Origin of the sequence: Pseudomonas sp. QD4, assembly GCF_049199125.1 — a bacterium.
Taxonomy (GTDB): domain Bacteria; phylum Pseudomonadota; class Gammaproteobacteria; order Pseudomonadales; family Pseudomonadaceae; genus Aquipseudomonas.
Window position 1 is genome coordinate 1,662,510 of record NZ_JBLZOM010000002.1, and the last position, 25,907, is coordinate 1,688,416.

Below are 25,907 nucleotides of genomic sequence, written 5' to 3' on the forward strand. Positions count from 1 at the left end.
CCTGATTAAGCGTTCGGCTCGGAGTCCGCAGGCTTTGGCGCGCTGGCCAGGGCCTGGAGCAACGCCGGATCCTTGATGGCTTTCATGATGATTTCTTCGGCACCGGTCTTGCCGTCCATGTAGGTCAGCAGGTTGGCCAGCTGGGTACGGGCTTCGAGCAGTTGGTTCAGCGAGTCGACCTTGCGCGCCACGGCGGCCGGGCTGAAGTCGTCCATGCTTTCGAAGGTGATATCCAGGCTCAGGTTGCCTTCGCCGGTCAGTTCGTTGGGTACATGGAACGCGACGCGCGGCTGCATGGCCTTGAGGCGCGAGTCGAAGTTGTCGACGTCGACCTCCAGGAACTTGCGATCCTCAACCGCCGCCAGGGGCTCGGCCGGCTTGCCCGCGAGATCGGCCATCACACCCATGACAAAGGGCAGCTGGACCTTTTTCTCGGCGCCGTAGAGTTCGACGTCGTACTCGATCTGCACGCGGGGCGCACGGTTGCGCGCGATGAACTTCTGAGAACTTTGCTTCGCCACGTTGCTGCTCCTGGTCGCTACTGCGACGGTGTTGGCGTCATCGGTGGTTGCCGTTAACGGGACTGCTTGCTCCGGGCGTGGTTAGTCGCTTTCGGGGCCGCGCAGGTTTTCAAATTGGGACATGCCATCGGGAATCAGGTTGCGCACGATCGACTCGAAGTCGGCGTGCACCAGGTTCTTGGCCCGGTTCAACAGCACGGGCAGCGGGCTCGAAGGCTCATGGCGGCTGTAGTAGGCCAGGAGCCGGTCGAGGCTGCGCAGCACGTCGTCGCGGTTGCCGATCTCGCCTGACACCCGGGGCACGGCGGCCACGGCCAGCGGTTGCCCGGGGGCGTCGGCCACCGGCTCATCGGCGCTGGCCACAGGCGCACTCTCGACGCCTTGCGGCGCGTGCTGGCCGAGCACTTGCAGGGCCATTTTCAGCGGCTGCTTGAGGGCCGAAAGATCGACGCCACTGGCCGAACCGACCTGCTCGTTGACCTGTTGTTCGATGGCTTCGGCGGCGCTGCGGGCCTGGTTCAAGGCCGCGCGCACCTGCTCCAGCTGCTCGGGGTCGCTGTCGCGCATGGCCCCGGCCAGGTGATCGGCGCCCAGGGTCTCGCCGGAGAAACTCTGCAAGCCGCTGGCGTTGAACGCCGCCCGCAGGCTGACCGGGCCAAAGGCGCGGGAGCGGGTCAGGATGCTTTCGCGCAGCAGGCGCACGGTGGCGTCCGAGGTCAGGCCAGCCAGGGCGTTGATGCGTACTGTGGGGTCGTTGTTGTCGTCTGCATCCAGGCGCGGGTGCAGGTGCGGCCAGTACTGCAGGAGCAGTTCGCTGATCAGGGTCAGGGACGTGGCCAGGCCCGGCAGGCCTTCAAGGGCCAGGCTGCTTTGCAGGAGCAGTTGGGCGATGCGCAGGTCTTTGCTGCGCGCGAGCAGGTCCAGGCTCTGCTGCTGGACGCCGCGCCAATCGGGCGCTTCGGCAGGCAGGATCGAATCACCCATGCTGCGCTCGGGCTGGCCTTGTGCGGCCCGCTCCAGGTGCAAAAAGTCCGCGTCATATTCCAGGTCTTCGCCACAAGGCGAAGTCTCGGAAATTGCGGCGAGCAGCATTGGCACATCCACCTGTTTCGATCTCCATATCAGCCTGCGGGACAGTCAGGCAATTAGCGCGGAAGTTCTTTGTGAACTGCAGCACATTCTTGCTTATATAGACTCACTGATATTAGTAAGCCATCATCCGTATTCAAGAAGTTGTGCATTTTTGGTGTAGTACTTGTGGCTTGTCAAGGTAAGCTATTCGCCCCGCATGACAGTGATAAGTCTCCAATATCCTGACCTGACTATTGGGTCAGTGTGAGGGGCGGTGAGCGGCGTTCTGTCACCTGGGGCGGGCAAATTAAGTGAACGTGCTGGTAAAACCGGCATTGAAAGGATTTTTTCAAAGTTTGCCGGTTTTTTACGGAACTTTTTCCCCGTACCCGGTTCGCAGGCGAAACACCCAGCAAGGAGGCGAGATGTCGCTGTGTTTGACTATCACTAGTTATCACAAGATCACCCCAGGTCAATGCCCCGAGAAAGTAATGGATCGTGGCGTGATATCAATTGGCCGTGCCTCTGATAATGACTGGGTACTTCCCGATCCTGAGCGTTTAGTTTCGGCGCGACATTGCTCTATTCAATACAAGGACGGTCGTTATTATTTAACCGATAACAGCACTAACGGCGTGGAGTTGCTCAACGCCGGTATTCGTCTGCGCCGTGGCAATAGCGAGCCCTTGCAGGATGGCGAGGTCATTCGCATCGGCGATTACGAAATCAGTGCCCGTATCGACTTCAACCTGAACAGCGCCCAGGCCCAGCCGTTCGCGGTGGATTCATCCAACAGTTTTGAAGCCCTGATGGGGCGGCAACAGCCGCTGCCCAGTGCCGCGCCGATTATTCCGAGCGCGCCGGTGGCGCACTTCCAGGGTGGGTCGGCGCTGGACACCATGCCCGACCTGTTCGACTTCCTGAGCCCCACGGCCACGCCGCCTGCCACCCAGCCCGACCATGTGCCGGCCGAGCAGCATGATTTCCGCCCGCCAAGCCCCACCAGCATTCCGGCGCCTGTGGTTGAAGCCCCGCCCGCACCAGCGGTGGCGGCTTCGGTGATCCCGGAAGACTGGGACCTGTTTGCCGACACCCCGCTGCCGCGCAGCGAACCCCCCATGCAATGGCCGCCCCTGGAACCGATCGCGCCACTGCCGACCAGCCTGGCGCCGCAACCGCAACCGCAGCCGCAGATCCAGGCGCCCGCCCAACCGCCGGCGGCGCCGCCTCAGCCCCAGTTGCAGGTGGTTCCGGTGGCCGTGGCAGTCGCCGTGGCGCCGGTGGTGCAACCCGAGCCGCCCGTCAGCGTGCCGGCCGCCGCGCCGGCAACCGTGCCCGAGCCGGTGCCCGCCGCCGTTGCCGCCAGCCCCCAGGCCGATCTGCTGCAGGCTTTTCTGCGCGGTGCCGGCCTGGACCAGCTGCGTATCGACAAGGAGCAGGCCGAGGCGCAGATGGAAAGCATCGGCCGCAGCTACCGGCTGATGGTCGAGGGCCTGATCGATGTGTTGCGGGCCCGCAGCAGCCTCAAGGGCGAGTTCCGCATGCAGCAGACCATGATCCGCCCGGTGGAAAACAACCCGCTCAAATTCGCGCCGAATGTCGATGAAGCCATGTTGCTGATGCTGCGCCACAGCAAGCAGGCGTTCATGGCTCCGGACCAGGCGGTGCAGGACAGCTTCGACGATCTGCGCGCCCACCAACTGGCGGTGATGGCCGGGGTGGAAGCGGCGATCAAGCACCTGTTGCAGCGTTTCGAACCTGCCGAGCTGGAGGCGCGCATGGGCAAGCCCGGCGGTTTGAGCAACCTGTTCAGCGGCTCTCGCCAGGCCCAGTACTGGCAGCAGTTCACTGCGCTCTACAGCCAGATTTCCCGCGAGGCCCAGGACGACTTCCAGGACCTGTTCGGTCGGGAGTTCAGCCGCGCCTACGAAGAACACACCAGTCGGGTACGACGCTCCTGAGCGCGACCCAACCCCAGCAAACACGGATTCACGGACAGCTGATACGTCATTGAGGACGCAGGATGATTCAACGATTTCTGACATTGGTCGCCATGCTGCTGCTTGCGGCATGTGCCAAGGATGAGGCAGCAGCCCCCGCCGAGGCGGCACCGGATGCGCTCACCACGGCCACCATCGAACTGCATTTTTCCGCCTCCCCCGGGCTCAACCCTGGGCCCGACGGGGTGCCTGCCCCGGTGCGGGTGCGGCTGTTCGAGCTGAAGAATCCGGCGACCTTCGCCCGTTCCGACTACTTCGCCCTGGCCGAGCGGGCCCAGGCGACCCTGGGCGCCGACCTGATCGATCAGGACGAAGTGCTGATCCAGCCCGGTGACCAGTTGAACCTGGAGCGCACCCTCGACCCGGCCACACGCCAGATCGGCCTGCTGGTGGGCTATCGCGACGTGGACCGGGCGCAATGGCGCGCGGTGATGAATGTGCCGCCAAGGCAGCGCACCGAATATCAGATCAGCCTCGATGCCCGCGCGATTCGCGGTGTGGTCGCGGCGTCCCCATCCAGCCCTGCCCAATAGGCAATCGGAGCAACCATGTCCTGGAACAATCGCGTGGTCTGGTCGGAAGGCATGTTCATTGGAACCCAGCACTTCCAGCAGCATGACCGTTACCTGGAAAACCTAATCGATGCCCGTAGCCGGCCGTTGTCCGCAGGTGCCTGGGGCTTCTCCGAGCTGCTGATCGACCAGGGCCTGCTGGCCCAGGGCAAGCTGGCGATTGTCTCGGCGCGCGGCCTGTTGCCCGACGGCACGCCGTTCAATATCCCCCATGACGACCTGGCACCGAGCCCGCTGAGCATTGACGACAGCCTGCGCGATGGCCTGGTGTACCTGGCCCTGCCGCTCAAGCGCGCCGGCGCTCGCGACACCGTCGACGAAGGTGAAGAGCTGGGCGCTGCGCGCTACCTGAGCCAGGTGCGCGAGGTGCGTGATGACAACGCGCCGTTCGAAAACCGTGCGCCGGTGGCCGTCGGTTCCCGGGCCTTGCGCCTGCTGACGGTGCAGGACGGCCTGAGCGACTACGCCGCCATCGGCCTGGTGCGGGTCAAGGAAAAGCGTGCCGACCGTGCACTGATCCTCGATGACAGCTACATCCCGCCGGTGCTGGATGTGGCGGCGTCGAAACCGCTGACCGCGTTTCGCAGCGAACTGCTGGGCCTGCTCCATCAGCGTGGCGAAGCCCTGGCCGGGCGAGTAGTGGCCTCGGGGGCGGGCGGTGCCTCGGAAATTGCCGACTTCATGCTGCTGCAACTGGTCAACCGCGCCCAGCCGCTGGTGGCGCACCTGGCCCAGCTCAGCCCGCTGCACCCCGAGCGCTTGTACAGCGAGCTGGTAGGCCTGGCCGGCGAATTTGCCACCTTCTCCAGCGCCGGCCGGCGCCCGGCCGAGTACCCGCAGTACCAGCACGACGAACTGGCGGCGAGCTTCGCCCCGGTGATGCAGGCGCTGCGCGAAGCCTTGTCGATGCTGATCGACAGCAAGGCGACGCCGATTCCGATTGTCGAGAAAGCCTACGGCGTGCATGTGGCGATGCTGGCGGACAAGACCCTGATCGACAACGCCAGCTTCATCCTGGTGGTGCGGGCCGATGTGCCGGGGGAAACCCTGCGCGGGCGCTTCGCCCAGCAGAGCAAGGTCGGCTCGGTGGAGCACATCCGCGATCTGGTCAACCTGCAACTGCCGGGGATCGGCCTGCTGCCGCTGCCGGTGGCGCCGCGGCAGCTGCCGTACCACGCGGGCTCGACCTATTACGAACTCGACCGTGGCAGCGAACACTGGAAACAGCTGATCCATTCCGGTGGTTTTGCGTTCCACGTGGCCGGCGAATTTCCGGGCTTGAACCTGGCCTTCTGGGCCATCCGAGGATAAACCGCGATGCATCCCAACGATGATTCGCCAGGGCAGCCGTCTGCCGCCAACGACCGTACCCAGTTCATGCCGCGTCCCGGTGGCCGTGGCCCGGACAGCTCCCGGCCGGCCGCCGCTGCGGCCCAGCCCCTGGCCATGCCGGCCGCGCCGCCGCTGACCGGCCAGGCCCGGGGCCTGAACCCGCTGGAAAGCGCCGCCGGCCCGTTGCTGGCGCTGTTGACCCGGTTGCGCAGCACCATTGCCCACCCGGCGCCGGCCAGCCTGCGCGCACAACTGCTGGCCTACCTGCGCCAGTTCGAGGAGCGTGCCGAGGCCGCCGGTGTGGCGCGCAACGATGTGCTGCTGGCGCGTTATGCGCTGTGCACCGCCCTCGATGAAGCGGTGTTGAGCACGCCATGGGGCAGCACCAGCGACTGGGGCAAGCAGAGCCTGCTGATCACCGTGCACAACGAAGCCTGGGGCGGCGAGAAAGTCTTCCAGTTGCTGGAGCACTGCCTGCAAAGCCCGCGCGAACGCCTGTACCTGCTGGAGCTGTTGTACCTGTGCATGTGCCTGGGTTTTGAAGGGCGCTACCGGGTAATGAACGACGGCCGCAGCCAGCTCGAGGCCCTGCGCGAGCGCACGGCCGCGACCATTCGCAGCGCCCGTGGCGAACACGAGCGCGAGCTGTCGCCCCATTGGCGTGGGGTCAGCGTGGCCCGTGATCGCCTGGCGCAATTCATGCCGCCCTGGGTGGGCGTGGCCATCGGCCTGGCGCTGCTGCTGGCGCTGCTGTTCGGCCTGCGCATGAAGCTGGCCTCGGATGCCGAGCCGGTGTTCAAGAATATTCATGCCCTGGGCGAGATCCCGGTGCAGGCCATCGACCGGCCGGTGATTCAGCCCAAGCTGGTGGAACGTCCGCGCCTGGCGGGCTTCCTTGCCGATGAGATCAAGGCCGGGCGGGTGGCGGTGGAAGACGCCGTCGACCGCTCGATCGTGACCATCCGTGGCGACGAACTGTTCGCTTCGGCCAGCGCCGGCATCGTCGATGACTACCAGCCCCTGATGCTGCGCATCGCCGACGCCATCCGCAAGGTCAAGGGCCAGGTGCGGGTCACCGGCCACAGTGACAACCGGCCGATCGCCACTTTGCGCTTTCCGTCCAACTGGAAGCTGTCCCAGGCCCGTGCCGAGTCGGTGCTGCAGATCCTGGCGGCCAAGACCGGGCAACCGGAGCGCTTCAGCGCCGAGGGCCGCAGCGACACCGAGCCATTGGCGTCCAACGCCACCCCGGAAGGGCGTGCGCGTAATCGTCGGGTAGAAATCACTGTGTTGGCGGAGGGGGTCGAGTGAAGGCGTTTTTCAGTTTTGTGATTCGCTGGGTGATCCCGCTGCTGGGCCTGATCGCCTTGAGCCTGATCATCTGGTTTATCGGGCCGCTGCTCGAAGCCCTGGTGCCGGAAGGTCGGCGCTGGGGGTTGATCATTTTCATCTTCGCGGTGTGGATCGCCTACCGGGTGTTTCGCATCATCCAGGCCCGGCGTCATGCGGCCAAGGTCTTGCAAAGCCTGGCCGCCGACACCCCGCCGGACCCGGACAGCGTGGCCACCGCCGAAGAGCTGGCGAGCCTGCGCCAGCGCATGGACGAAGCCCTGGCCCTGTTGAAAAAGGCCAAGCTTGGCGGCGATGAGCGGCGCAACCTGTATGAGCTGCCGTGGTACGTGATCATCGGCCCGCCGGGCTCGGGCAAGACCACCGCGCTGGTCAACTCCGGGCTGCACTTTCCCCTGGCTGCGCAGTTGGGGGCCGGTGCCGTGCGCGGCGTTGGCGGCACCCGCAACTGCGACTGGTGGTTTACCGACCAGGCCGTGCTGCTCGATACCGCCGGGCGCTACACCACCCAGGACAGCCACGCCACGGTGGACAAGGCGGCCTGGCTGGGCTTTCTCAACCTGCTGAAAACCCAGCGTTCGCGGCGCCCGATCGATGGCGCCTTCGTCGCCATCAGCCTGTCCGACCTGCTGCTGGGCAGCGACGCCGAACGGGCGGCCCACGCGGCGGCGATCCGTTCGCGGATCCAGGAGCTGTACACCGAGCTGGGCGTGCGTTTCCCGATCTACCTGATGCTGACCAAGCTCGACCTGGTGCCCGGGTTCATGGAGTTCTTTGACTCCCTGAGCAAGGAAGAGCGGGCCCAGGTCTGGGGCATGACCTTCGAGCTGGACGACGGCAAGAGTGGCGACAGCCCGCTGGCGCACCTGCAAAGCGAGTTCGCCGGCCTTGAACAGCGCCTCAACGAGCGTTTGGTCGAGCGCCTGCAACAGGAACGCGACCCGGCGCGGCGTGACCTGATCTACGGCTTCCCGCAGCAGTTCGGGGCGCTCAAGGATTGCCTGCAAAGCTTCCTCGAAGGGGTGTTCAAACCCAATGCCTTCGAAGAGCGGGTCCTGCTGCGCGGGGTGTATTTCACCAGCGGCACCCAGGAAGGCAGCCCCATCGACCGCCTGATCGGCAGCATGGCCCAGAGCATGAACCTGGACCGCCAGCAGTTGGCCCGCCAGACCGGCACCGGCCGCAGCTATTTCATCGAAAAACTGTTCACCGCCGTGGCCTTTGCCGAGCGTGGCCTGGTTGGGGTCAACCCCAAGGTCGAGCGCCGGCGCAAGTGGATCGCCCGTGGCGTGCTGGCCGCGACCGTGGCCCTGGTGCTGGTGGTCAGCACCCTGTGGTGGATCAGCTACCGTGCCAACCAGGCCTACATTGCCCAGGTTGACCAGCGCCTGGCGCCGCTGGGCCCGGTGGTGCAGAACCTCAGCCCGGCCCAGCGCGATGTGCTGGCGGTGCTGCCGCTGCTCAATGCGGTCAAGCACCTGTCCGACGATGCGCCAGGCTGGGCCGAAGGCCTGGGCCTGTATCAGGGCGACATGCTGGAAGCCGAGTCCGGCAGCGTCTACCGCAAGCTGCTGATCGCCGTCTTCGCCCCGCGCCTGCTGACCCGGATCGAAGAGCAACTGCACAGCGGCGGCAATTCGGACTTCCTCTACGAAGGCCTCAAGGCCTACCTGATGCTGGCCGACGGCGAGCATTACGACCCGGACTTCATCAAGGCCTGGATCGCCCTGGACTGGGACCGCAGCCTGCCGCGGGACTTGCCGGCCGAGCAGCGCCTGGCCCTGACCGAGCACCTCAAGGCCCTGTTCGACAAACACCCGCCCAATGCGCGCCTGGACCAGCGCCTGATCGACGACCTGCGTCGTCAGTTGCAGCAGTTGCCGGTGGCCCAGCGCGTGTATGACCGGGTCAAGCGCCAGAAACTGCCGGCCAGCGTGCCGGACTTCCGTCTCAGCGACGCCGCCGGGCGCGATGCCGCGCTGGTGTTCACTCGCAAGAGCGGCAAGCCCCTGGGCGAACCCCTGAGCGGCCTGTTCACGGCCAAGGGTTACCGCGAAGGCTTCCTCCTGGCCAGCCTCAATCAGGCCGGCACCTTGGCGGAAGAGCAGTGGGTACTGGGCCGCGACCAGGCCGACCAGCAGAACGTCGCCAGCCTGGCGGCGGATGTACGTCGCCTGTATTTCCAGGACTACCTGCGCCAGTGGGATGCCTTGCTGGCGGACATCGATTTTGTCCCGATCACCAGCGTGGCCCAGGCCGCCGACGTGCTGCGGATCATCTCCGGGCCGACCTCGCCGCTGAAAAAGCTGCTGGTGGCGGTGGCCAAGGAAACCGATCTGCAGCAGGAAGAACGCCTGATCGCCGCCCAGGGCCAGAAGGTCGACGGGGGCGTCGACCAGCTCAAGCAACGCCTGGGTTCGCTGCTGGGCCAGGAGCAGGCGGCCGGCACCCAGCCTGCGGCGGCCAGCGAGGACCCGGTGAGCACGCACTTTGCCGACCTCAACAGCCTGGTGACCAAGGGTGAAGGTGAACCGGCGGCCATCGACGGCCTGCTGGCAGACATGAACGCGCTGTATGTGCAGGTCAGCGCCATGGTCGGCGCCAGCGGCGACGCGTTGCTGGGCGAGGCCAAGAACCAGGCCAGCGCCGCGGCCAACCGGGTCAGCCTGACCGCCGAGCGCCAGCCGCCGCTGGTCCAGGGGCTGGTCAAGTCGGTGGTCACCTCCACCACCAATACGGTGATGGGCGGCGTGCGCAACCAGTTGAACGCGGCCTGGGTCAGCGAGGTGGTGAACGTTTATCGCCAGTCCCTGAGCGGGCGCTATCCGATGTCGCCCGGCAGTGCGCGGGACGCCACTCTGGATGACTTCGGCCAGTTCTTCGGGGTGGGCGGGGTGATGGACAACTACTTCCGCAAGTACCTGCAACCCTACGTCGACACCTCCGCGGCCACCTGGCGCTGGCAGCCGGGCGCGGCGCAGAAGCTCGGGATCGCCCCGGGCGTGCTGCAGACCTTCCAGCGCGCGGCGAGCATTCGTGATGCGTTCTTCCGTTCCGGCGGCACCTCGCCAGCGGTGCGTTTCGAACTCAAGCCGGTGGCAATGGACGCCAGCATCAGCCAGTTCCTGCTCGACCTCGACGGCCAGCAATTGAGCTATGACCACGGCCCGAGCAGGCCGGTGGCCATGCAGTGGCCGAACCCGGGCAGCATCGGCGTGGTGCGGCTGTCGATCATGCCGCCGTCGGCCAACGGTCGCTCCGGCGTCACCCTGGACGGCCCCTGGGCCTGGTTCCGCCTGCTGGAGCAGTCGGACCTGACCGCTGGCAATTCGCCGGACCGCTTCAACCTGCGGCTGCGCATCGATGGCGCGAGCATCTCCTACGAGTTGCGCGCCAACAGCGCCTTCAACCCGTTCAAGAGCCGTGTGCTCAGCGGCTTCAGCCTGCCGGAGCGGCTATGACGACCCAGGGCTTCTACGGCAAATTGGCCAGCCGGGGCGACTTTGTCAGTCGCGGCTTGCCCCAGGGCTTTATCGGCCCCTGGGACAGCTGGCTGGCGGCCGGGTTGCTGGCCAGCCAGCAGACCCTGGGCAGCGAGTGGCTCAATGCCTATCTGGTCAGTCCGCTGTGGCGCTTCGCCCTGGCGCCGGGGGTGTGTGGCGCCCAGGCGGCGGTTGGGGTGGTGATGCCGAGCATCGACCGGGTCGGGCGCTATTTCCCCCTGACCATCGCGGCCCTGCTCGATCACGACAGCGACCTGGCGTCCCTGGTGGTGGGCCCGGACCTGTGGTTCGAGCACGTCGAGGAGTTGCTGTTGGGCACCCTGGATGAAGACGCCAGTTTCGAAGCACTGGAGCAGGCGATGCAGGACCTGCCAGCCCCCGCTGCGGCGCCGAAAGTGCCGGGCAGCCGCTTTGCCGGTTTGCAGCAATTTGCCGTCAGCGAGCCTCGGGAGCGCGGCGCCGTGCTCGCGGCCCAGGCTTGCGAGGGCATGAGTTTCTGGTGGGGCCGTGGGTCGCAGAGCATCAGCCCGATGCTGTTGCGTTGCCCGGGTTTGCCGCCAGCCAATGATTTCGCGCAGTTTCTGCTCGGACAAGAAGGTGCCGTCTAACATGCGCTCAGCGCCTCAACTGTCCTACCAGTCCGCGAGCTACAGCCACGTGGGCATGGTGCGCAAAATCAATGAAGACGCTTTTCTCGAAGCCCCGGAAACCGGCCTCTGGCTGGTGGCCGACGGCATGGGTGGACACGCCGCCGGCGATTACGTCAGCAGCCTGATCGTCGACAGCCTGCGCCGGATTCCGGCCGGCGACAGCCTCGAGGCTTACGTCGCGGCCCTGCGCAACGGCTTGGCGGCGGTCAATGCCGCCGTGCGTGAAGAAACCGCCAACCGTGGGGTGAACATGATGGGCAGCACCGTGGTCCTGCTGGCCGTGCGCGGTGCCCGCGGCGTGTGCCTGTGGGCCGGTGACAGCCGCCTGTATCGCCTGCGCGACGGCCAGCTCGACGCCATCTCCCGCGATCACAGCTACGTCCAGGACCTGCAGGATAGCGGCCTGCTCAGCGAGGCCGAGGCCCGGGTTCACCCGCGGGCCAATATCGTGACCCGCGCGGTGGGCGTCGAGGCGCACCTGGAATTGTCCCAGGTCGACCTGCAGGTGCAGGCCGGCGACAGTTTCCTGTTGTGCAGCGACGGCCTGAACAAGACCGCCGAAGACCACGAATTGCGCGATGTGCTGTGCCACACCGACCCCCATGACGTGGTACGCAGCCTGATCCACCTGGGCCTGACCCGGGGCGCCCCGGACAACATCACCGCCATTGTGGTCAAGGCCGCAGGACACTAACCATGGAACTACTGATTCCCGGCTACGACATCCAGGGCGAAATCGGCGAAGGCGCGATGGCCACGGTGTACCTGGCGACCCAGCGGTCCCTGGAGCGCAAGGTGGCGCTCAAGGTCATGGCTGCGGCGCTGGCGGCCGACCCGAGTTTCTGCGAGCGCTTCCTGCGTGAAGGCAGGACCCTGGCGCGCCTGTCGCACCCCAATACCGTGACCATCCATGACATAGGCAATGTCGACGCCCTGTACTACATGGCCATGGAGTACCTGCCCAACGGCACGCTCAAGGAACGCATCGCCGCCGGCCTGACCCCGGAGCAGGGCCTGGTCTACATCCGCCAGATCGCCTCGGCCCTGGGCTATGCCCACGCCCAGGGGCTGGTGCACCGCGATGTGAAGCCGGCGAACATCCTGTTTCGCGCCGACGGTACGGCCGTGCTTTCGGACTTCGGCATCGCCAAGTCCCTGGACGATCGCACCCAGTTCACCCAGGCCGGCTTTGCCGTGGGTACCCCGAGCTACATGAGCCCGGAACAGGCCCGGGGCCAGGAGATCGACGGCCGCGCCGACCTCTATGCGCTGGGGGTGGTGCTGTATGAAATCCTGGTCGGCAAGTTGCCCTATAACGGCAACGATGCGCTGTCCACGGCCCTGGCCCACCTGACCGAGCCGCTGCCGGAGCTGCCCCTGCACCACGGCCGCTATCAACACATCCTGAGCAAGCTGCTGGCCAAGGACCCGAACGAGCGCTACCCGGACGCCGCCGCCTTGCTCATCGCCCTGGACAACCTGCCGCCGGTGGTCGAGGAGGTCGAGGCGACGCTGATCCAGCCCCTGCAACTGCCGCCGCTGGAGTCATTGCCCAGTAACGACCTGGCCGGGCTGACCCCGGTGTCGATCGAGATCCCGCAGCAGGCACCGCCGGCCAAGCCTGCGCCGCCGGTGGTGCCACCGGAGCGGCCATCCGAGCCGCCCCGCGCCGCGCCGCCACCGCCCAGGAGCGCCGCTGCGGCGCAGTCCCGTGGTCCACGTTTGGCCCTGGCGGGGGTGGCGGTGGCCGTCGCCCTGGCCGTGGCCGGCGCCGGTTACTGGTGGCTGAGCGGTGACAGCAAGGACCCGGTGAGCAAGACCCAGGCTTCGACAGCCGTCGGCCAGGGCTCAGGTAGCCCGAGTTCGGGCAGTCCGAGCCCAGGCAGCGTGCCGCCGGCGAACCGGAATCAGACCCAGGTGCAGGCCCAGGTGCAGCCAGGCACGCCTGTTGCGGACGTCGATGGCGGCCAGCGGCCGCTGTTGATGCCGGGCAAGAAGACCCTGTTCCAGCGCGTGCTGAGCAAGCCTGAGGCACGTTTTTCCGAGGCCCCGGGTGCGGCGCCGGGCAAGGCGTTGCCGGCGTTTTCCGTGCTGTATGTCTACCAGCGCAAAACCGTGGACGGCAGCCCCTGGCTGCGGGTCGGCGCCGCCAGCGACGGGCGCAGTGCCGGCTGGTTGCCAGAGAGCCAGGTCAGCGACTGGAAGCAGAGCCTGGTGCTCAAGTTCACCGAACGCTCCGGCCGCGCGCCGGTGATGTTCGTGCGCCAGGCCAGCGAGCTGGAACGCTTGCTGGCCGACCCTTCTGCGGCGAAAAACCTGCTGCTGCGGGCGCAGAAAAACCCGGCTGACGAGCAGCAGGTACTGGCCCTGGAGCCGGGCGCGAGCGCGGTGCCCCAGGAGCAGTTCTACCTGCTGCCGATTTTCGAATCCCGCGAGAGCTTCGACGAAAACGGCCAGCCGGTGCAGCTGCTCAACATCGCCTCGATCGACCCCGGCAGTACCTCGCCTGCGCTCAGCAGCCAGCAGCCGGCCGCCGCCCGAAAAGCGCCGGCCGATGCCTTCCGCACGGCGGTGGTGCTGGTGGTGGACACCACGGTGTCGATGCAGCCCTATATCGACCAGGTGCGCGATGTGGTGCACGAGCTGCAAACCCGGATTGCCGAACGCGGCGAGCTGGACAGCGTCAGCTTCGGCCTGGTGGGCTTTCGCAACAGCACCAAAAAGACCCCGGGCCTGGAGTACGTTTCCAAGACCCTGATCACTCTCGATCAGGGGCGCGACCCCAAGCGCTTCATGGAGCTGGCGGGGCAGGTCAAGGCGTCCCAGGTGTCGAGCCATTCGTTCAACGAAGACGCGTTTGCCGGGGTGATGCAGGCGGTCGAGGGCATGGACTGGTCCGGCTACGGCGGGCGCCTGATCCTGCTGGTGACCGACGCCGGGGCCCTGCGCAAGAACGACCCGTTTGCCGCGACCCAGATGAACGAGGCCGAAGTGCGTCAGGCGGCGCTGGGCAAGCAGATCAAGATCTACGCCCTGCACCTGCGCTCCGACGCCGGCAAGAAAACCCACAGCGGCGCCGAGACCCAGTACCGGACCCTGACCGCCGACGCCAACCCGCAGATCGGCGACCTGTACATCCCGGTGCCCGGCGGCGATGTGCGCAAGTTCGGCGAGCGGGTCGACGAGATCGGCTCGGTGTTCGCCAACCTGGTGCACCAGGTGCGCAGCAACCAGCCGCAAGCCGTGCCGGTACTGGCCGCGGCGCCGAGCCTCAGTGAGAAGTCGGCGGCCATCGGCTACGCCATGCACATGGACTTCCTCGGCCGCAAGTCCGCGAGTCAGGCGCCCCAGCTGGTCAGTGCCTGGACCGCCGACCGTGATCTGACCAACCCGGCGCTGCCGGCGTTCCAGGTGTGCGTGATGCTGACCAAGTTGCAGCTCAATGACCTGCAACAGTCGCTGAAACTGATCGTCGATGCGGCGCGCAAGACCCAGACCTCGCCCAAGAACTTCTTCCAGGAAATTGCCAGCGCCAGTGCCTACATGAGTCGCGATCCGGCGGCCCTGAAAAAAGGCGGCAACCTGGCCGACGGCGGCGTGCTGGGTGAGTACCTGGAAGGCCTGCCGTATCGCAGCAAATCGCTGAGCATGACCCAGGACCTGTGGCTGTCCCTGAGCGTGGCCGAGCAGGAAGATTTCATCGATGAGCTGGACTCGAAAATCCGCCTCTACGAAACCTTCCACAACGACCTGGCCAACTGGGTGCGCTTCGGTGATGCCGAGCCGGGCGATGCCTTGTACCGCGTTCCGTTGTCGACGCTGCCATGATGCTCAACCTCGGCGATGTGCGTAAAAGCCGTGGAACGGGTAGCCAGCGCTACAGCCTGGTGATCCCGCGTCTGCAATTGCACGCCGGCGAGCAACTGGCGGTGGTCGGGCCCAGCGGCTGCGGCAAAAGCACCTTGCTCGACCTGCTGGCCCTGGTGCTGGCGCCGGACCGGGCGGCACGTTTCGAGTTCGCGCCGGGCCGCGAGGCCCTGGACATCGCCGCGATCTGGCGCGCCTCGGGGCAGAATCCGCTGGCTGCGCTGCGCAGCCGGCACCTGGGTTATGTGCTGCAAACCGGTGGCCTGCTGGGGTTTCTCGATGTGCGGGCGAACATCGGGTTGTCCCGCAGCCTGCTGGGGCTGGCCGACGACGGTGTGGTGCGGCGCCTGGCCGAGCAGCTGGAAATTGCCGATCAGTTGCACAAGAGACCGGCGGCCTTGTCCGTCGGGCAACGCCAGCGGGTCAGTTGCGCCCGGGCCCTGGCCCACGGCCCGCAGTTGCTGCTGGCCGATGAACCGACCGCCGCCCTCGACCCGCTGAATGCGGCGCGGGTGATGCAGCTGTTGCTGAGCCGGGCCCGGGACCAGGGCACCTGCTGCGTGATCACCACCCATGACGAAGACCTGGCGCGCAACAGCGGCTTGCAAATCCGCCGCATCGCCTGCCAGCGCGACGCCGATGGCGGGGTCACAGCGACGCTCGGGGAGGCCTGCTGATGCGCAGCTCCCTGGCGGCGTCCCTGGCCTGGCAGGATTACCGCGCCGACACCTGGCTCTCGGCCTGTTCGGTGCTGGCCCTGGTAGCGGTGATCGCGCCATTGATGGTGCTGTTCGGGCTCAAGTTCGGCCTGGTCAGCAGCCTCACCGAGCGCCTGCAGAACGACCCGGCGGTGCGCGAGATCATCCCCCTGGGCGGCGGGCGTTTCAGTGCCGAATTCATCGAGCGCCTGGGGCAGCGGGTGGACGTGGCCTTTGCCTTGCCGCGCACCCGGCAGATCGCGGCCACGGCCGATCTGGCGGTGTCCGCCAGCGGCCCCGGGCTGACCGTGGAAATGATCCCCAGCGCGCCCACCGATCCCTTGCTCGGCGGCCTCAAGGCGCCCGAGGGCCTGAGCGGCGTGCTGCTCAGCCAGACCGCCGCTGAGAAGCTCGGGGTCCGGGCCGGCGATTGGCTTCAGGCCAGCTTTGGCCGGCAGGTGGCCGGGCGCAGCGAGTCGCAGCGGACCCGGGTGCAGGTGCAGGGCATATTGCCCCTGGAAGCATTCCAGCGCGATGCCCTGTTTGCGCCGCTGGTGCTGCTGGAAGCCGCCGAGGATTACCGCGATGGCCGTGCCGTGGCCGCGTTGGGCTGGGCCGGCGAAACCCCGGGCGCCGCGGCGCAGCGGGTGTACCCGGGGTTTCGCCTGTATGCCCGCAGCCTGGATGACGTCGAGCCACTGCGCCTGTACTTCGCCGAGCGCGGGCTGCTGGTGTCGACCCAGGCGCAGACAATCGCTCAGGTGCAGTCACTGAGCCGCAACCTATCGATCGTTTTCTGGGTCATAGCCGGGCTGGCCCTGGCGGGGGCCTTTGCGGCGATCTTCGCCGGGGCCCTGGCGGCGGTCGCGCGCAAGCGCCGCGAGTTGTCGGTGCTGCGCCTGCTGGGGTTCTCCACCGCCGCGCTGTTGCTGTTCGTGGTGGCCCAGGCGTTGTACAGCGCCGGGTTTGCCGCGCTGTTGAGCGGGCTGCTGTACGCCCTGGCCGAAACCGGCCTGAACCGTTTGTTTATGCAGGTGCCGGGCGAATACGCCAGCCACCTGTTACCGGCGCACTACGCGCTGGCCCTGTTCGCGACGCTGGGCGTCAGCACCGTGGCGGCAGCCCTGGGTGGCTGGCGCGTATCGCGCATTGAAGCGTGTGAAGGAATTCGAGATGTATAAGTTGCTGAGTGCCGCGCTGGCCCTGACCCTGACCGGCGCCGTGTGGGCCGACGAGGTCAACAAGCTGGACAACCCCAAGCCGTTGCCGGACGACGTCAGCCTGCCGCTGCCGTGCGACGGCGAGATGGTGTTCCGTTACGTGTACGTGCTGGCCCAGGGCACCCTCGACGACCGCGAGATCAGCCTCGGCTACCCCTTCAGCGAAGGCGAGGCGGGGTATCAGCAGTCGTTTATTTCCGGCTACCGCCGCGACTTCATCAACGGCCAGTTCACCGTCAAGGACCTGCCTTCGAGCTGGAGCAAGAGCATCGCCTCGGGGTTGCCCAAATCCGGGGCCGGGATCCCGCTCAAGCCGATGCTGTATTTCATCGGCAAATACGAAGTGACGGCGCGCCAGTACGCCCAGGTCATGGCCCAGGCTCAGTCCCTGGCCAGCGGCGAACCGGCCCCGGCCTGCGAAGCGCCCGAAGGCATGCAGGGGCGCTTGCCCAAGGTCAAGCTCTCGCGCTTTGAGGCCGAGCGCTTTGCCGCGGTGTACAGCGCCTGGCTGATGAAGTACCACCGTGACCTGCTGCCGGTCAGCGGCCGGGGCACCGCCAGCGAAGACGGCGGCCTGGGCTTTGTGCGGCTGCCGACCGAGGTCGAGTGGGAATACGCCGCCCGTGGTGGCCAGGCCGTGAGCCGTCAGGACCTGGAGGGACGCCTGTTCCCCCGGCGCCTGGAAGGCAGCGACAGCGACGGCCCGCTGGCGGACTGGGCAGTGTTCAACCAGGTGGCGGGCGGCACCGGGCAAGCCGCGCGGCTGATGCCGATCGGCACCAAGCTGCCCAACCCTATCGGCATGTTCGACGTGATCGGCAACGCCGCCGAGATGGTCCAGGAATCCTTCCAACTGGTGCACTCCGGGCGTCGCCAGGGCACCTATGGCGGCTTCGTGGTCAAGGGCGGCAACTACCTTGAAGGCGAGGGCACGCTGTTCACCGGCATGCGCCGCGAATACCCGCTGTTCGCCGCCGATGGCACCGAGCAGAGCAACGAGACCACCGGTTTTCGTGTGGCCCTGGGGGCCCTGGCGGCGCCGCGCTCGCGCTACAAGGAGCTGTTCGCCCAGTGGCAGAAAGAGGGCCGCCTGGCGTCCCTGACCGATGCCATCGATGACGCCCAGGACCCCACCAAGCGCCTGGACAGCATCATCGCCGCCAGCGTCGACCCGCGCCTGCAGGCCGAATTGGGGCTGGTCAACGAAGAGCTCAAGCGCAATGTCTCGCTGATCGCCCAGCAGCGCGAAGAGGCCGCCGGCAACCTGATCCAGTCCTCGGCGCTGGTGGCCGAGACCATCAATAACTACAACATCCGCCTGACCAACCTGAAGAAGAGCCAGCAGCAGGCTGTCGACGCCAAGGACGAGCCCAGCGCCAAGCTGTTCGCCGAAGCCATCGACAACGGCCGCAGCGCACTCGACGGCGCGGTGGCGATCTACATCGACAACCTGGCCACCGGCACCCGCTACACCGACGCGGTGATCCAGGCGCAGTTTCAACGCATCAAGGAAGAACTGAATCGCAAGCCGGTGCTCGGCAAGAGCCTGGTGACGCGCGCAACCCTATTCGTTCGTCATGTCGGGAATTATCGCCAGCAACGGCGAGCCGATCCGGCGACGATTTTGAAAGAACTGCTCGCATCGACCGCTCAGAAACCGTGAGCGGACGCTGTCTGGCGAGCTTGGAGGGTCTCGGACGGCATGGCGCCGTACCGAGCTGGTCAAACTTAAACGAGAAAACAAACATGCTTTTTTCCCGCAAACCATTTGCTTCAACATCCAAGCGTCACCTGCTGTTGGTTGCCGCCGGATTCAGCACCGTGTTGACCGGCTGTGCCACTTCACCGGTGTCCAAGGTCGCTTCGACGACCAAGGTCGAGTACTACCCGAGCTGCTACGAGCCGGTACAGCACCTGCGTGCCACTGACTCGGACATGACCAAGTCGGTCGTCACCGGCGCTGCCCTGGGCGCAGCCGGCGGTGCACTGCTGGGCGCCCTGACCGGCGACTCGGACAAGCGCGGTCGCAATGCCGCCATCGGTGCCGCTGGCGGCGCCCTGGCCGGTGGTGCTGCGGGTTACTACACCGAGCGCCAGAAGCAGATCAGCGATGACAACCAGCGCATCGGCTCCTACGCCACCGACGTCAACAAGCGCGCGGCCGACATCGACCGCAGCACCGCGTACGCCAAGGCTTCGCAGAGCTGCTACCAGCGCGAGTTCGACAACCTGATCTCGGGTCGCAAGGCCAAGACCATCAACGACACCGAAGGCCGCAAGCGTCTGGCGGAAATCGTTGCCGGCCTGAAAGAGTCCAACGACCTGATCACGGCGGTTAACGGCAAGGCTGGCGAAGACCTGAACAACTACACCCAGGCCTACGAGACAGACCTGCAGCAAGTGGGCGTGCAGCGTACCGACGTGGCCACTGTGGTCGCCGCCGATACCACGACGCTGGTTACCAGCGGCAAGACCAAGATCAAGCAGCCGCCGAAAGTGACCAAGAAGCCACCCCTGCCAAAGGTGCCTCAGGAAGCGGTCGCGACCGAGAAGACCCTGCGGGACGCCAAGATCAAGCAGGACGAAAGCGCGAAGGTCGCCAGCACCGGCCAGAGCCAAGTCAACAGCATGTGCAAAAGCCCGGACCTGGGTGACTGGGCACCGGTGCCTTGCCCTAACGTCTGAGTCCGCGATTGTCTGACAAGATGACGCGATAAGTGCTAAACGCCAGTCGATCTCCGGGTAATCACGGAGATCGCTGGCGCTCTTTTACTGAACGGTTAAACTGCCCGGGCCATCTAATAACTACCCGAGGCGCCGTGCATGAAATTTCGTTTTCTTCTGTGGATGCTTGGCCTGTTGATGGGCAAAGCCAGCCGTAACAATGCCGCCTTCCAGCAACAGCTGGGCGACAAGGAGCTGGTGTTCCAGTTGCAGACCCTCGACGGCAAAGTCTCCCGTCACTTCTTCGTCAAGAACCAGCGCATTACCAGCCGTTCCGGCACCTATCCCGATCCTGCCTTCGCCATCGCCTTCAAAGACGCCGCCTACGGCTTCGCGACGATGCAGGCCAAGAACAAGCAACTGGCTTTCATGACCGGGATCCAGGACAAATCGATCCAGATCAAGGGCAACCCCGCGCTGGTGATCTGGTTCCAGGGCCTGACCAAATACCTGAAACCGAAAAAGCCCAAGCCCAAAGCCTGACCTGTAGCCGAGCCTGGCGGTAGCGGCTACAGAGGCAAAAAAAACGCCCCGCACGGGCTGCCGTGCGGGGCGTTTTTGTGGCTGCGGCTCAGGCCTGGCTGAATTGCGACGCCAGTTCCCGCAGCAGCACTTCGGCTTCCAGGACTTTGCTGACCACATCCTCGGCCTTGTCGCGGCTCAGGCCGACGCGTTCGAGCAGGGCGTCGGGGATGTCTTCATCAGGGCCGGAACCGATGCCGCGGCTACGCAGCAGGCGCACCGCCAGGCACACCAGGTTCGGGTATTCGGCGTAGGCGCCGTCGTAGCTCGGGTCGTGCTGGAAGCGCAGGGCTGTGGACAACTCGTCCGGCATGTCCCAGTAGCGCATCAGCCAGGCGCCGATCTGCTCGCGGCTGATGCCCAGCAGGTGCTGCTCGACATAGCTGTGGCACAGGTGCGGGTTGACCTCCAGGTGCCGGCAGATCAGCGAGAAGTGCGGCGGGAACACATGGGCCAGCAGCAGGTAGCCGAAGTTGTGCAGCAGGCCGGCCAGGTAGGTCAGGCCGGCTTCCGGGCGCTGGGCGCGAGGCATGGCGCGGGTCAGGCCTTCGATCACGGCGGCGGTGTAGATCGACTGCTGCCAGTACGGCGTCGAATGCTGCGGCTGATCCTTGGGCAGGCTCAGCGTCTTGCCCAGGGCCAGGCCCAGCGCCAGGTTGATCACCAGGTCAAAGCCCAGCACGCGGACGATGGCGTCTTCCACCGAACGGATCTTGCCGGGCGAAGCGTAGTACGGCGAGGCGGCCCAGCTCACCACCTGGGCAGCCAGGGCCGGGTCGGTCTCGACCACGCCGGTGATGTCGTCGATGGTGGCGTTGGGGTCGACCCGCAGCTTGATGATTTTTTGTGCAGTTTCCGCCAGGGGCGGAATCTCGATGGTGGCTTCCAGGCGCTGCTGGATCCGGCGGGCGGTGAAGGCCTGCATCGCCTGGGTGATTTCCTCGCGGTCATCATCGGGGCGGTCGAGGTTCGGCCGGATGAGGCTCAGGGCTTCGCCGAAATTGCCGGCGCTAGCCTTGCTGAGCATGGTCTTGAAGTCTTCGCGGGTGATTTCCAGGAGCACTCCGGGCTCGCCGGAATTGATCAACACACTGGGCTCGCGCAGCAGGCTCTCTTCGTACAGGCACGGTGAACTGGTGAGGGCCGGCAGGCCGGGCAACAGGCTCAGGCTGTGTTTGCCGAGCATGCGCTCCAGGCGTTCGGTGGACACGGCGGTCAGGCGCCGGCCCGTGAGCTCGGCCAGGCGATTGAGGTCCAGCAACTGGCTCTGCGGGAACAGCACCATGAGCGCGCCGACGGCGTCGTCCAGCAGAACCGCCTGCACCTTGCGCTCGGTCGGAAGACCGGGGCGGTCGAGCACTTCGTTGTAGCTGATGGCCAGCTTGCCCAGCAGCAACCGGATTACAGACGGAGCGTGCGGGGCTTGGTCGGCGAGGGCAACTTCGGTCATGGTCTGTATCCGTTTTCCCAACAATTGGACCAGTATAACCAGCTTGGTTACACCAGCGTTCCATTAACTGAGAGGTGTTTCACACTTGGCCGTATTGCTGGCCGTGACGCAGCCAGCGGTCCAGCAACGGGCTCACGTGGTGCGGCCAGCGCTCCAGCAGGGCCTGGGCCGCGTCGCGCACGGCCGGCAACAGGTCGGCATCGCGCATCAGGTCGGCGACCTTGAATTGCAGCAAACCGGTCTGGCGCGTGCCGAGCATCTCGCCGGGACCGCGCAGCTCCAGGTCCTTTTCGGCGATGACGAAGCCGTCGTTGGTTTCCCGCATGATGCCCAGGCGCTGGCGCCCGATCTGTGACAGCGGCGGATGATAGAGCAGCACGCAGTGGCTGGCGGCGCTGCCGCGTCCGACCCGGCCGCGCAACTGGTGCAGCTGGGCCAGACCCAGGCGTTCGGGGTTTTCGATGATCATCAGGCTGGCATTGGGCACATCGACCCCGACCTCGATCACCGTGGTCGCCACCAGCAACTGCAATGCGCCGGCCTTGAACTGAGCCATGACTTCGGCTTTTTCTGCAGGCTTCATACGCCCGTGGATCAGGCCCACGCGCAGTTCGCCGAGGGCCGCGGTCAGGTCTTCGTAAGTGGTTTCGGCGGCCTGGCAGGTGAGCTCTTCGGACTCTTCGATCAGGGTGCAGACCCAATACGCCTGGCGCCCTTCGGCGCAGGCGGCACGCACCCGCTCGATGACTTCGACGCGGCGGCTGTCGGTCACTAGCACGGTATTGACCGGGGTGCGCCCGGGGGGCAGTTCGTCGAGGATCGAGGTGTCGAGGTCGGCGTAGGCGCTCATGGCCAGGGTCCGGGGAATCGGCGTGGCCGTCATGATCAACTGGTGCGGGCACATGCGCCCGCCAACGCCTTTCTGGCGCAGGGCCAGGCGCTGCTGCACGCCGAAGCGATGCTGTTCGTCGATGATCACCAGGGCCAGGTTCTTGAACTGCACTTCGTCCTGGAACAGCGCGTGGGTGCCGACCACCATCGGCGCGCCGGCGGCGATCTGTTCCAGGGCGGCGCTGCGGTTCTTGCCCTTGAGCTTGCCGGCCAGCCAGGCGACTTCCAGGCCCAGGGGTTCGAGCCAGCGCTTGAAGGTAATGAAGTGCTGTTCGGCGAGGATCTCGGTCGGCGCCATCAACGCCACCTGATAACCGGCTTCCAGGGCCTGCAGGGCGGCGAGGGCGGCGACCACGGTCTTGCCGGCGCCGACATCGCCTTGGATCAGGCGCAGCATCGGCTCGGGCTGGCTCAGGTCGTAGGCGATTTCCCGGCCCACTCGCTGTTGCGCGCCGGTGGGCGCAAAGCCCAGGTTGCGCAGGTATTTGGCCGGCAGTTTTTTCGCCGGGGGCATGGCCGGTGCGCGCAGCGAGCGCATGCTTTCGCGCAGGCGTTGCTGGGACAGCTGGTGGGTCAGCAGTTCTTCGAACGCCAGGCGATGCTGGGCCCAGTGATGGCCGAGGGCGAGTTCGTCGACATCGGCGTCGGCCGGCGGGTGATGCAGGTAGCGAATCGCATCGTCCAGTGGTGCCAACTGGTAATCGCGCGCCAGCTCCTGCGGCAGCCAGTCGGGCAGGCTGCTCGGGCCTAGCAGGGCCAGGCTCTGCTGGCACAGCTGGCGCAGGCGTTGCTGGGTCAGGCCTTCGGTGAGCGGGTAGATCGGGGTCAGGGTCTGGTCCACCGGAGGTGGCTCATCGCCGCTGATGGCGCGGTATTCCGGGTGGTAAATCTCCAGTCCGGAAGCGCCGGGCCGGGCTTCGCCGTAGCAGCGCACACGGGTGCCGCGTTTCAGGCCGTCTTTCTGCGCATTGCTGAAGTGGTAGAAGCGCAGGCTCAGCCCGCCGGTGCCGTCCTGCAGGCGTACCAGCAGGCTGCGGCGTTTGCCCATGACCACGTCGGCGCCGCTGACGGTGCCTTCGATCACCGCGTCCTGGCCCGGGCGCAGGGCGCCGATGGGCACCACGCGGGTGCGGTCCTGGTAACGCAGGGGCAGGTGGAACAGCACGTCCTGGAGGTTTTCCAGGCCGACCTTGGCCAGCTTTTCGGCCATGGCTTCGCCGACGCCCTTGAGTGCCGTGACCGGCACTTTCGACAGCTCAGTCATCGCGACGGCTTAGCTCGCGGCAGGCGGCTTGGCCACCGAGCACAGGCGGATCGAGTCGGCGAGGATCTCGATCGCCTTGGGCCGTGGAAAGCTGGCGCGCCAAGCGATGGCCACGGTGCGAAACGGCACGGGCGGGGTCAGCGGACGCACTTCGATCACGCCGGGGGCGTAATGATGGCTGTCCACCGCCGACAGCGGCAGGATCGAGATCCCCAGGCCGGAGGCAACCATATGGCGAATGGTTTCCAGGGAGCTGGATTCCACCGTGGTGTGCTTGGCGCCGTCGTTGCCCTTGGTCAGGGTGGGGCAGGCTTCGAGCACCTGGTCGCGGAAACAGTGGCCTTCGCCGAGCAGCAGCAGGCTCTTGTCGTTGAGCAGGCTGGCGTCGATGGTGTCCTTCTGGGTCCATGGATGGCCGGTGGGCATCAGCACATAGAAGGGTTCGTCGTACAGCGGCAGCGTGAGGACGTCGGCCTCATTGAACGGCAGGGCGATGATGATCGCGTCCAATTCGCCGTTGCGCAGCTTGTCACGCAGGACGTGGGTGAAGTTTTCCTCGATGTATAACGGCATCTGCGGCGCGACCCGGTGCAGTTGCGGAATCAGGTGCGGGAACAGGTAGGGGCCGACGGTGTAGATGGCGCCGACCTTCAGCGGGGCGGTCAGCTGATTCTTGCCGGCCTGGGCCAGTTCGCGAATGCCCTGGGCCTGTTCGAGGACCTTTTGCGCCTGGGCCACGATGCCTTCGCCGACCGGAGTCAGGCGCACCGCGCTTTTGCTGCGCTCGAAAATCAGTACACCGAGCTCGTCTTCAAGTTTTTTCACGCCCACCGACAGGGTCGGCTGGCTGACGTGGCAACGCTCGGCCGCGTGGCCGAAGTGCTGCTCTTGGGCGAGGGTGACGATGTAGCGTAATTCAGTGAGGGTCATAGCGGGCGTCCATGAGGTGCGGGCCAAGCATACCGGCTGCAATCGATAGACGCACGTTATCAGACAGAGGGCGCAGTGCGACACCGGCTAATGCATGTTCGTCGCCGGCGGATATGCAAAAGGCACCTTTCGGTGCCTTTGCAGGGGGAGCTGGCTGAAGGGATCAGCGGCGCCGTTTCTCCAGGGAGTAAACGAAGGGTGCCACGATCTCGATCGAGCCGTTGTTGAGCATGTCCGACGGCGGCTTGGGCAGCGGCTGGGCCTTGCGGATCATTTCCAGGGTGGCCCGGTCCAGATCGGCGTTGCCCGAGCGTCCCACCAGCTCGTAGGACAGCACATTGCCTTCGGCGTCGACCACGAACCGCAGGCGGTTCAGGCCTTCCTTGCCCCGGGACTGTGCGCCTGGCGGGTACTTCTTGTACTTGGCCAGGTGCGCCAGCAGGGTGCCTTGCCAGCTTTCCTTGGCGGCCAATTGCGCAGGCGAAGGACCCGGTGCCGGTTGCGCGGACTTGTCAGTCTTGGCGTTGGTCGGCGGTGCGTCGCTGGGTTTTTCCTCGCTGGGCTTTTCCTTGGTCGGCTCAGGCGGCTTTTCCACCGGCTTGGGTGGTTGCGGCTTGGGCTTGGGCTTGACCGGCTTGGGCACCGAGATCGTCGGCTTCGGCGCTTCAGCCAGCTTCGGCAGCGGCAGTTCTTCTACCGGAGCCGGTGGCTGCGGTGGCGTTATGACCTTGGGCGGTGCGGGAGGAGGCGGTGCCGGAACCGGCGCCAGCTCGATCATCATCGCCTGGGGTGGCAGTTCGACCGGTTGTGGCGACGACCAATTGAGGGCGAGCAGAATCGCCACCGCATGGACGCCCAGCACCACCGCCAGGCTACCGCTATAACGCGTCAGCTTTTGGCGCGTCGTGATCATTTCTTGGCTGCCGTCTCAAGTCCGACCAGGCCTACCTTCAAGTATCCGGCGGACCGCAGGGTATCCATCACGCTCATCAGGTCGCCGTAGTCCACGCCTTTATCGGCCTGGAAGAAGATCGTGGTGTCCTTTTTGCCTTGAGTCTTGGCATCGAGGGCGCCGCCGAGGGTTTCGGCCTTCACTTCGTCTTCGCCCAGGAACAGGCGCTGGTCGGCCTTGACGCTGAGGAACACCGGCTTTTCAGGGCGCGGTTCAGGCTTGGCGGTGGAGGCCGGGAGGTCGACCTTGATGTCCACGGTGGCCAGGGGTGCCGCCACCATGAAGATGATCAGCAGCACCAGCATCACGTCGATAAACGGCGTGACGTTGATTTCATGGTTCTCGGCGAGATCGTCGTCAGCGCCTTCTTTCAAATGCAAGCCCATGGCT

At 66.0% G+C, this 25,907-nt stretch carries 20 protein-coding genes; 13 read left to right on the plus strand and 7 right to left on the minus strand.

Going from position 1 to position 25,907, the window contains the following annotated elements; translation table 11 throughout:
• Window positions 1–5 precede the first annotated feature (5 nt).
• Window positions 6–521: a type VI secretion system contractile sheath small subunit gene (tssB, locus tag ACOZJV_RS18630; protein ID WP_078470433.1), complete on the minus strand. Its 516-nt coding sequence runs from the start codon at window positions 519–521 to the stop codon at window positions 6–8.
• Window positions 522–602: 81 nt separating this feature from the next.
• Complete coding sequence (gene tssA / locus ACOZJV_RS18635; RefSeq protein ID WP_421548211.1) at window positions 603–1,625, minus strand: type VI secretion system protein TssA; 1,023 nt, start codon at window positions 1,623–1,625, stop codon at window positions 603–605.
• 392 nt (window positions 1,626–2,017) lie between these two features.
• Here tssA and tagH point away from each other — a divergent pair, with 392 nt between their 5' ends.
• The 13 genes from tagH (at window position 2,018) to ACOZJV_RS18700 (ending at window position 19,991) form a co-directional block, all read left to right on the plus strand.
• Window positions 2,018–3,553, plus strand: a complete 1,536-nt coding sequence (gene tagH / locus ACOZJV_RS18640; RefSeq protein ID WP_421548212.1) for a type VI secretion system-associated FHA domain protein TagH — start codon at window positions 2,018–2,020, stop codon at window positions 3,551–3,553.
• Between the two features lie 62 nt (window positions 3,554–3,615).
• Window positions 3,616–4,125 (plus strand): type VI secretion system lipoprotein TssJ, encoded by a 510-nt coding sequence (tssJ, locus tag ACOZJV_RS18645; protein WP_078470436.1) that lies wholly within the window; start codon window positions 3,616–3,618, stop codon window positions 4,123–4,125.
• Between the two features lie 15 nt (window positions 4,126–4,140).
• Window positions 4,141–5,475 carry a type VI secretion system baseplate subunit TssK gene (tssK, locus tag ACOZJV_RS18650; RefSeq protein WP_020294506.1) on the plus strand — a complete coding sequence of 445 codons (1,335 nt, stop codon included), beginning with the start codon at window positions 4,141–4,143 and terminating at the stop codon, window positions 5,473–5,475.
• A 6-nt stretch (window positions 5,476–5,481) separates the two neighbouring features.
• Complete coding sequence (locus tag ACOZJV_RS18655) at window positions 5,482–6,807, plus strand: DotU family type VI secretion system protein (protein WP_078470437.1); 1,326 nt, start codon at window positions 5,482–5,484, stop codon at window positions 6,805–6,807.
• Window positions 6,804–10,307 (plus strand): type VI secretion system membrane subunit TssM, encoded by a 3,504-nt coding sequence (gene tssM, locus ACOZJV_RS18660; protein ID WP_078470438.1) that lies wholly within the window; start codon window positions 6,804–6,806, stop codon window positions 10,305–10,307. Before ACOZJV_RS18655 ends, tssM begins: the two co-directional genes overlap by 4 nt.
• On the plus strand, window positions 10,304–10,957 hold the full coding sequence (tagF, locus tag ACOZJV_RS18665; protein ID WP_421548213.1) for a type VI secretion system-associated protein TagF: 654 nt from the start codon (window positions 10,304–10,306) through the stop codon (window positions 10,955–10,957). The genes tssM and tagF overlap by 4 nt, the downstream gene beginning before the upstream one ends.
• A 1-nt stretch (window position 10,958) precedes the next feature.
• Window positions 10,959–11,693 (plus strand): PP2C family protein-serine/threonine phosphatase, encoded by a 735-nt coding sequence (locus ACOZJV_RS18670; RefSeq protein ID WP_078470440.1) that lies wholly within the window; start codon window positions 10,959–10,961, stop codon window positions 11,691–11,693.
• 2 nt (window positions 11,694–11,695) lie between these two features.
• Window positions 11,696–14,827 carry a serine/threonine-protein kinase gene (locus ACOZJV_RS18675; RefSeq protein ID WP_421548214.1) on the plus strand — a complete coding sequence of 1,044 codons (3,132 nt, stop codon included), beginning with the start codon at window positions 11,696–11,698 and terminating at the stop codon, window positions 14,825–14,827.
• Window positions 14,827–15,543 (plus strand): ABC transporter ATP-binding protein, encoded by a 717-nt coding sequence (locus tag ACOZJV_RS18680; protein ID WP_421548333.1) that lies wholly within the window; start codon window positions 14,827–14,829, stop codon window positions 15,541–15,543. The genes ACOZJV_RS18675 and ACOZJV_RS18680 overlap by 1 nt, the downstream gene beginning before the upstream one ends.
• A complete protein-coding gene (locus tag ACOZJV_RS18685) occupies window positions 15,543–16,745 on the plus strand; it encodes an ABC transporter permease (RefSeq protein WP_421548215.1) in 1,203 nt (400 codons plus the stop codon). Before ACOZJV_RS18680 ends, ACOZJV_RS18685 begins: the two co-directional genes overlap by 1 nt.
• Window positions 16,738–18,447, plus strand: coding sequence for a formylglycine-generating enzyme family protein (locus ACOZJV_RS18690; protein WP_078470443.1), 1,710 nt, complete (start codon window positions 16,738–16,740; stop codon window positions 18,445–18,447). The genes ACOZJV_RS18685 and ACOZJV_RS18690 overlap by 8 nt, the downstream gene beginning before the upstream one ends.
• Before the next feature lie 83 nt (window positions 18,448–18,530).
• Window positions 18,531–19,469, plus strand: coding sequence for a type VI secretion system-associated lipoprotein TagQ (gene tagQ / locus ACOZJV_RS18695; protein ID WP_078470444.1), 939 nt, complete (start codon window positions 18,531–18,533; stop codon window positions 19,467–19,469).
• A 138-nt stretch (window positions 19,470–19,607) separates the two neighbouring features.
• The gene (locus ACOZJV_RS18700; RefSeq protein WP_078470445.1) at window positions 19,608–19,991 is read left to right on the plus strand and encodes a helicase; all 384 of its coding nucleotides are present in this window, start codon (window positions 19,608–19,610) and stop codon (window positions 19,989–19,991) included.
• Window positions 19,992–20,079: 88 nt separating this feature from the next.
• On the opposite strand, the gene ACOZJV_RS18705 is transcribed toward ACOZJV_RS18700, so the two are convergent.
• The 5 genes from ACOZJV_RS18705 to exbD all read right to left on the minus strand — a co-directional run bounded on the left by ACOZJV_RS18705 (window position 20,080) and on the right by exbD (window position 25,903).
• Entirely contained in the window at window positions 20,080–21,480 is a 1,401-nt protein-coding gene (locus tag ACOZJV_RS18705; protein WP_078470446.1) for an aminoacyl-tRNA deacylase and HDOD domain-containing protein, read from the minus strand.
• 79 nt (window positions 21,481–21,559) lie between these two features.
• Complete coding sequence (recG, locus tag ACOZJV_RS18710; RefSeq protein ID WP_078470447.1) at window positions 21,560–23,635, minus strand: ATP-dependent DNA helicase RecG; 2,076 nt, start codon at window positions 23,633–23,635, stop codon at window positions 21,560–21,562.
• A 9-nt stretch (window positions 23,636–23,644) separates the two neighbouring features.
• Window positions 23,645–24,565 (minus strand): hydrogen peroxide-inducible genes activator, encoded by a 921-nt coding sequence (locus ACOZJV_RS18715; RefSeq protein WP_020296032.1) that lies wholly within the window; start codon window positions 24,563–24,565, stop codon window positions 23,645–23,647.
• Between the two features lie 163 nt (window positions 24,566–24,728).
• Window positions 24,729–25,478, minus strand: coding sequence for a TonB family protein (locus ACOZJV_RS18720; protein WP_020296031.1), 750 nt, complete (start codon window positions 25,476–25,478; stop codon window positions 24,729–24,731).
• The gene (gene exbD, locus ACOZJV_RS18725; RefSeq protein ID WP_020296030.1) at window positions 25,475–25,903 is read right to left on the minus strand and encodes a TonB system transport protein ExbD; all 429 of its coding nucleotides are present in this window, start codon (window positions 25,901–25,903) and stop codon (window positions 25,475–25,477) included. The genes ACOZJV_RS18720 and exbD overlap by 4 nt, the downstream gene beginning before the upstream one ends.
• Window positions 25,904–25,907: the final 4 nt, after the last annotated feature.

Coding starts and splice junctions, on each gene's coding strand:
- tssK (WP_020294506.1), top strand. CDS start 4,141: ATGTCCTGGAACAATCGCGTGGTCTGGTCGGAAGGCATGTTCATTGGA.
- tagH (WP_421548212.1), top strand. CDS start 2,018: ATGTCGCTGTGTTTGACTATCACTAGTTATCACAAGATCACCCCAGGT.
- ACOZJV_RS18685 (WP_421548215.1), top strand. CDS start 15,543: ATGCGCAGCTCCCTGGCGGCGTCCCTGGCCTGGCAGGATTACCGCGCC.
- ACOZJV_RS18705 (WP_078470446.1), bottom strand. CDS start 21,480: ATGACCGAAGTTGCCCTCGCCGACCAAGCCCCGCACGCTCCGTCTGTA.
- ACOZJV_RS18715 (WP_020296032.1), bottom strand. CDS start 24,565: ATGACCCTCACTGAATTACGCTACATCGTCACCCTCGCCCAAGAGCAG.
- exbD (WP_020296030.1), bottom strand. CDS start 25,903: ATGGGCTTGCATTTGAAAGAAGGCGCTGACGACGATCTCGCCGAGAAC.
- tagQ (WP_078470444.1), top strand. CDS start 18,531: ATGCTTTTTTCCCGCAAACCATTTGCTTCAACATCCAAGCGTCACCTG.
- ACOZJV_RS18675 (WP_421548214.1), top strand. CDS start 11,696: ATGGAACTACTGATTCCCGGCTACGACATCCAGGGCGAAATCGGCGAA.
- ACOZJV_RS18700 (WP_078470445.1), top strand. CDS start 19,608: ATGAAATTTCGTTTTCTTCTGTGGATGCTTGGCCTGTTGATGGGCAAA.
- ACOZJV_RS18720 (WP_020296031.1), bottom strand. CDS start 25,478: ATGATCACGACGCGCCAAAAGCTGACGCGTTATAGCGGTAGCCTGGCG.
- recG (WP_078470447.1), bottom strand. CDS start 23,635: ATGACTGAGCTGTCGAAAGTGCCGGTCACGGCACTCAAGGGCGTCGGC.
- ACOZJV_RS18670 (WP_078470440.1), top strand. CDS start 10,959: ATGCGCTCAGCGCCTCAACTGTCCTACCAGTCCGCGAGCTACAGCCAC.
- tssJ (WP_078470436.1), top strand. CDS start 3,616: ATGATTCAACGATTTCTGACATTGGTCGCCATGCTGCTGCTTGCGGCA.
- ACOZJV_RS18655 (WP_078470437.1), top strand. CDS start 5,482: ATGCATCCCAACGATGATTCGCCAGGGCAGCCGTCTGCCGCCAACGAC.
- ACOZJV_RS18690 (WP_078470443.1), top strand. CDS start 16,738: ATGTATAAGTTGCTGAGTGCCGCGCTGGCCCTGACCCTGACCGGCGCC.
- ACOZJV_RS18680 (WP_421548333.1), top strand. CDS start 14,827: ATGCTCAACCTCGGCGATGTGCGTAAAAGCCGTGGAACGGGTAGCCAG.
- tagF (WP_421548213.1), top strand. CDS start 10,304: ATGACGACCCAGGGCTTCTACGGCAAATTGGCCAGCCGGGGCGACTTT.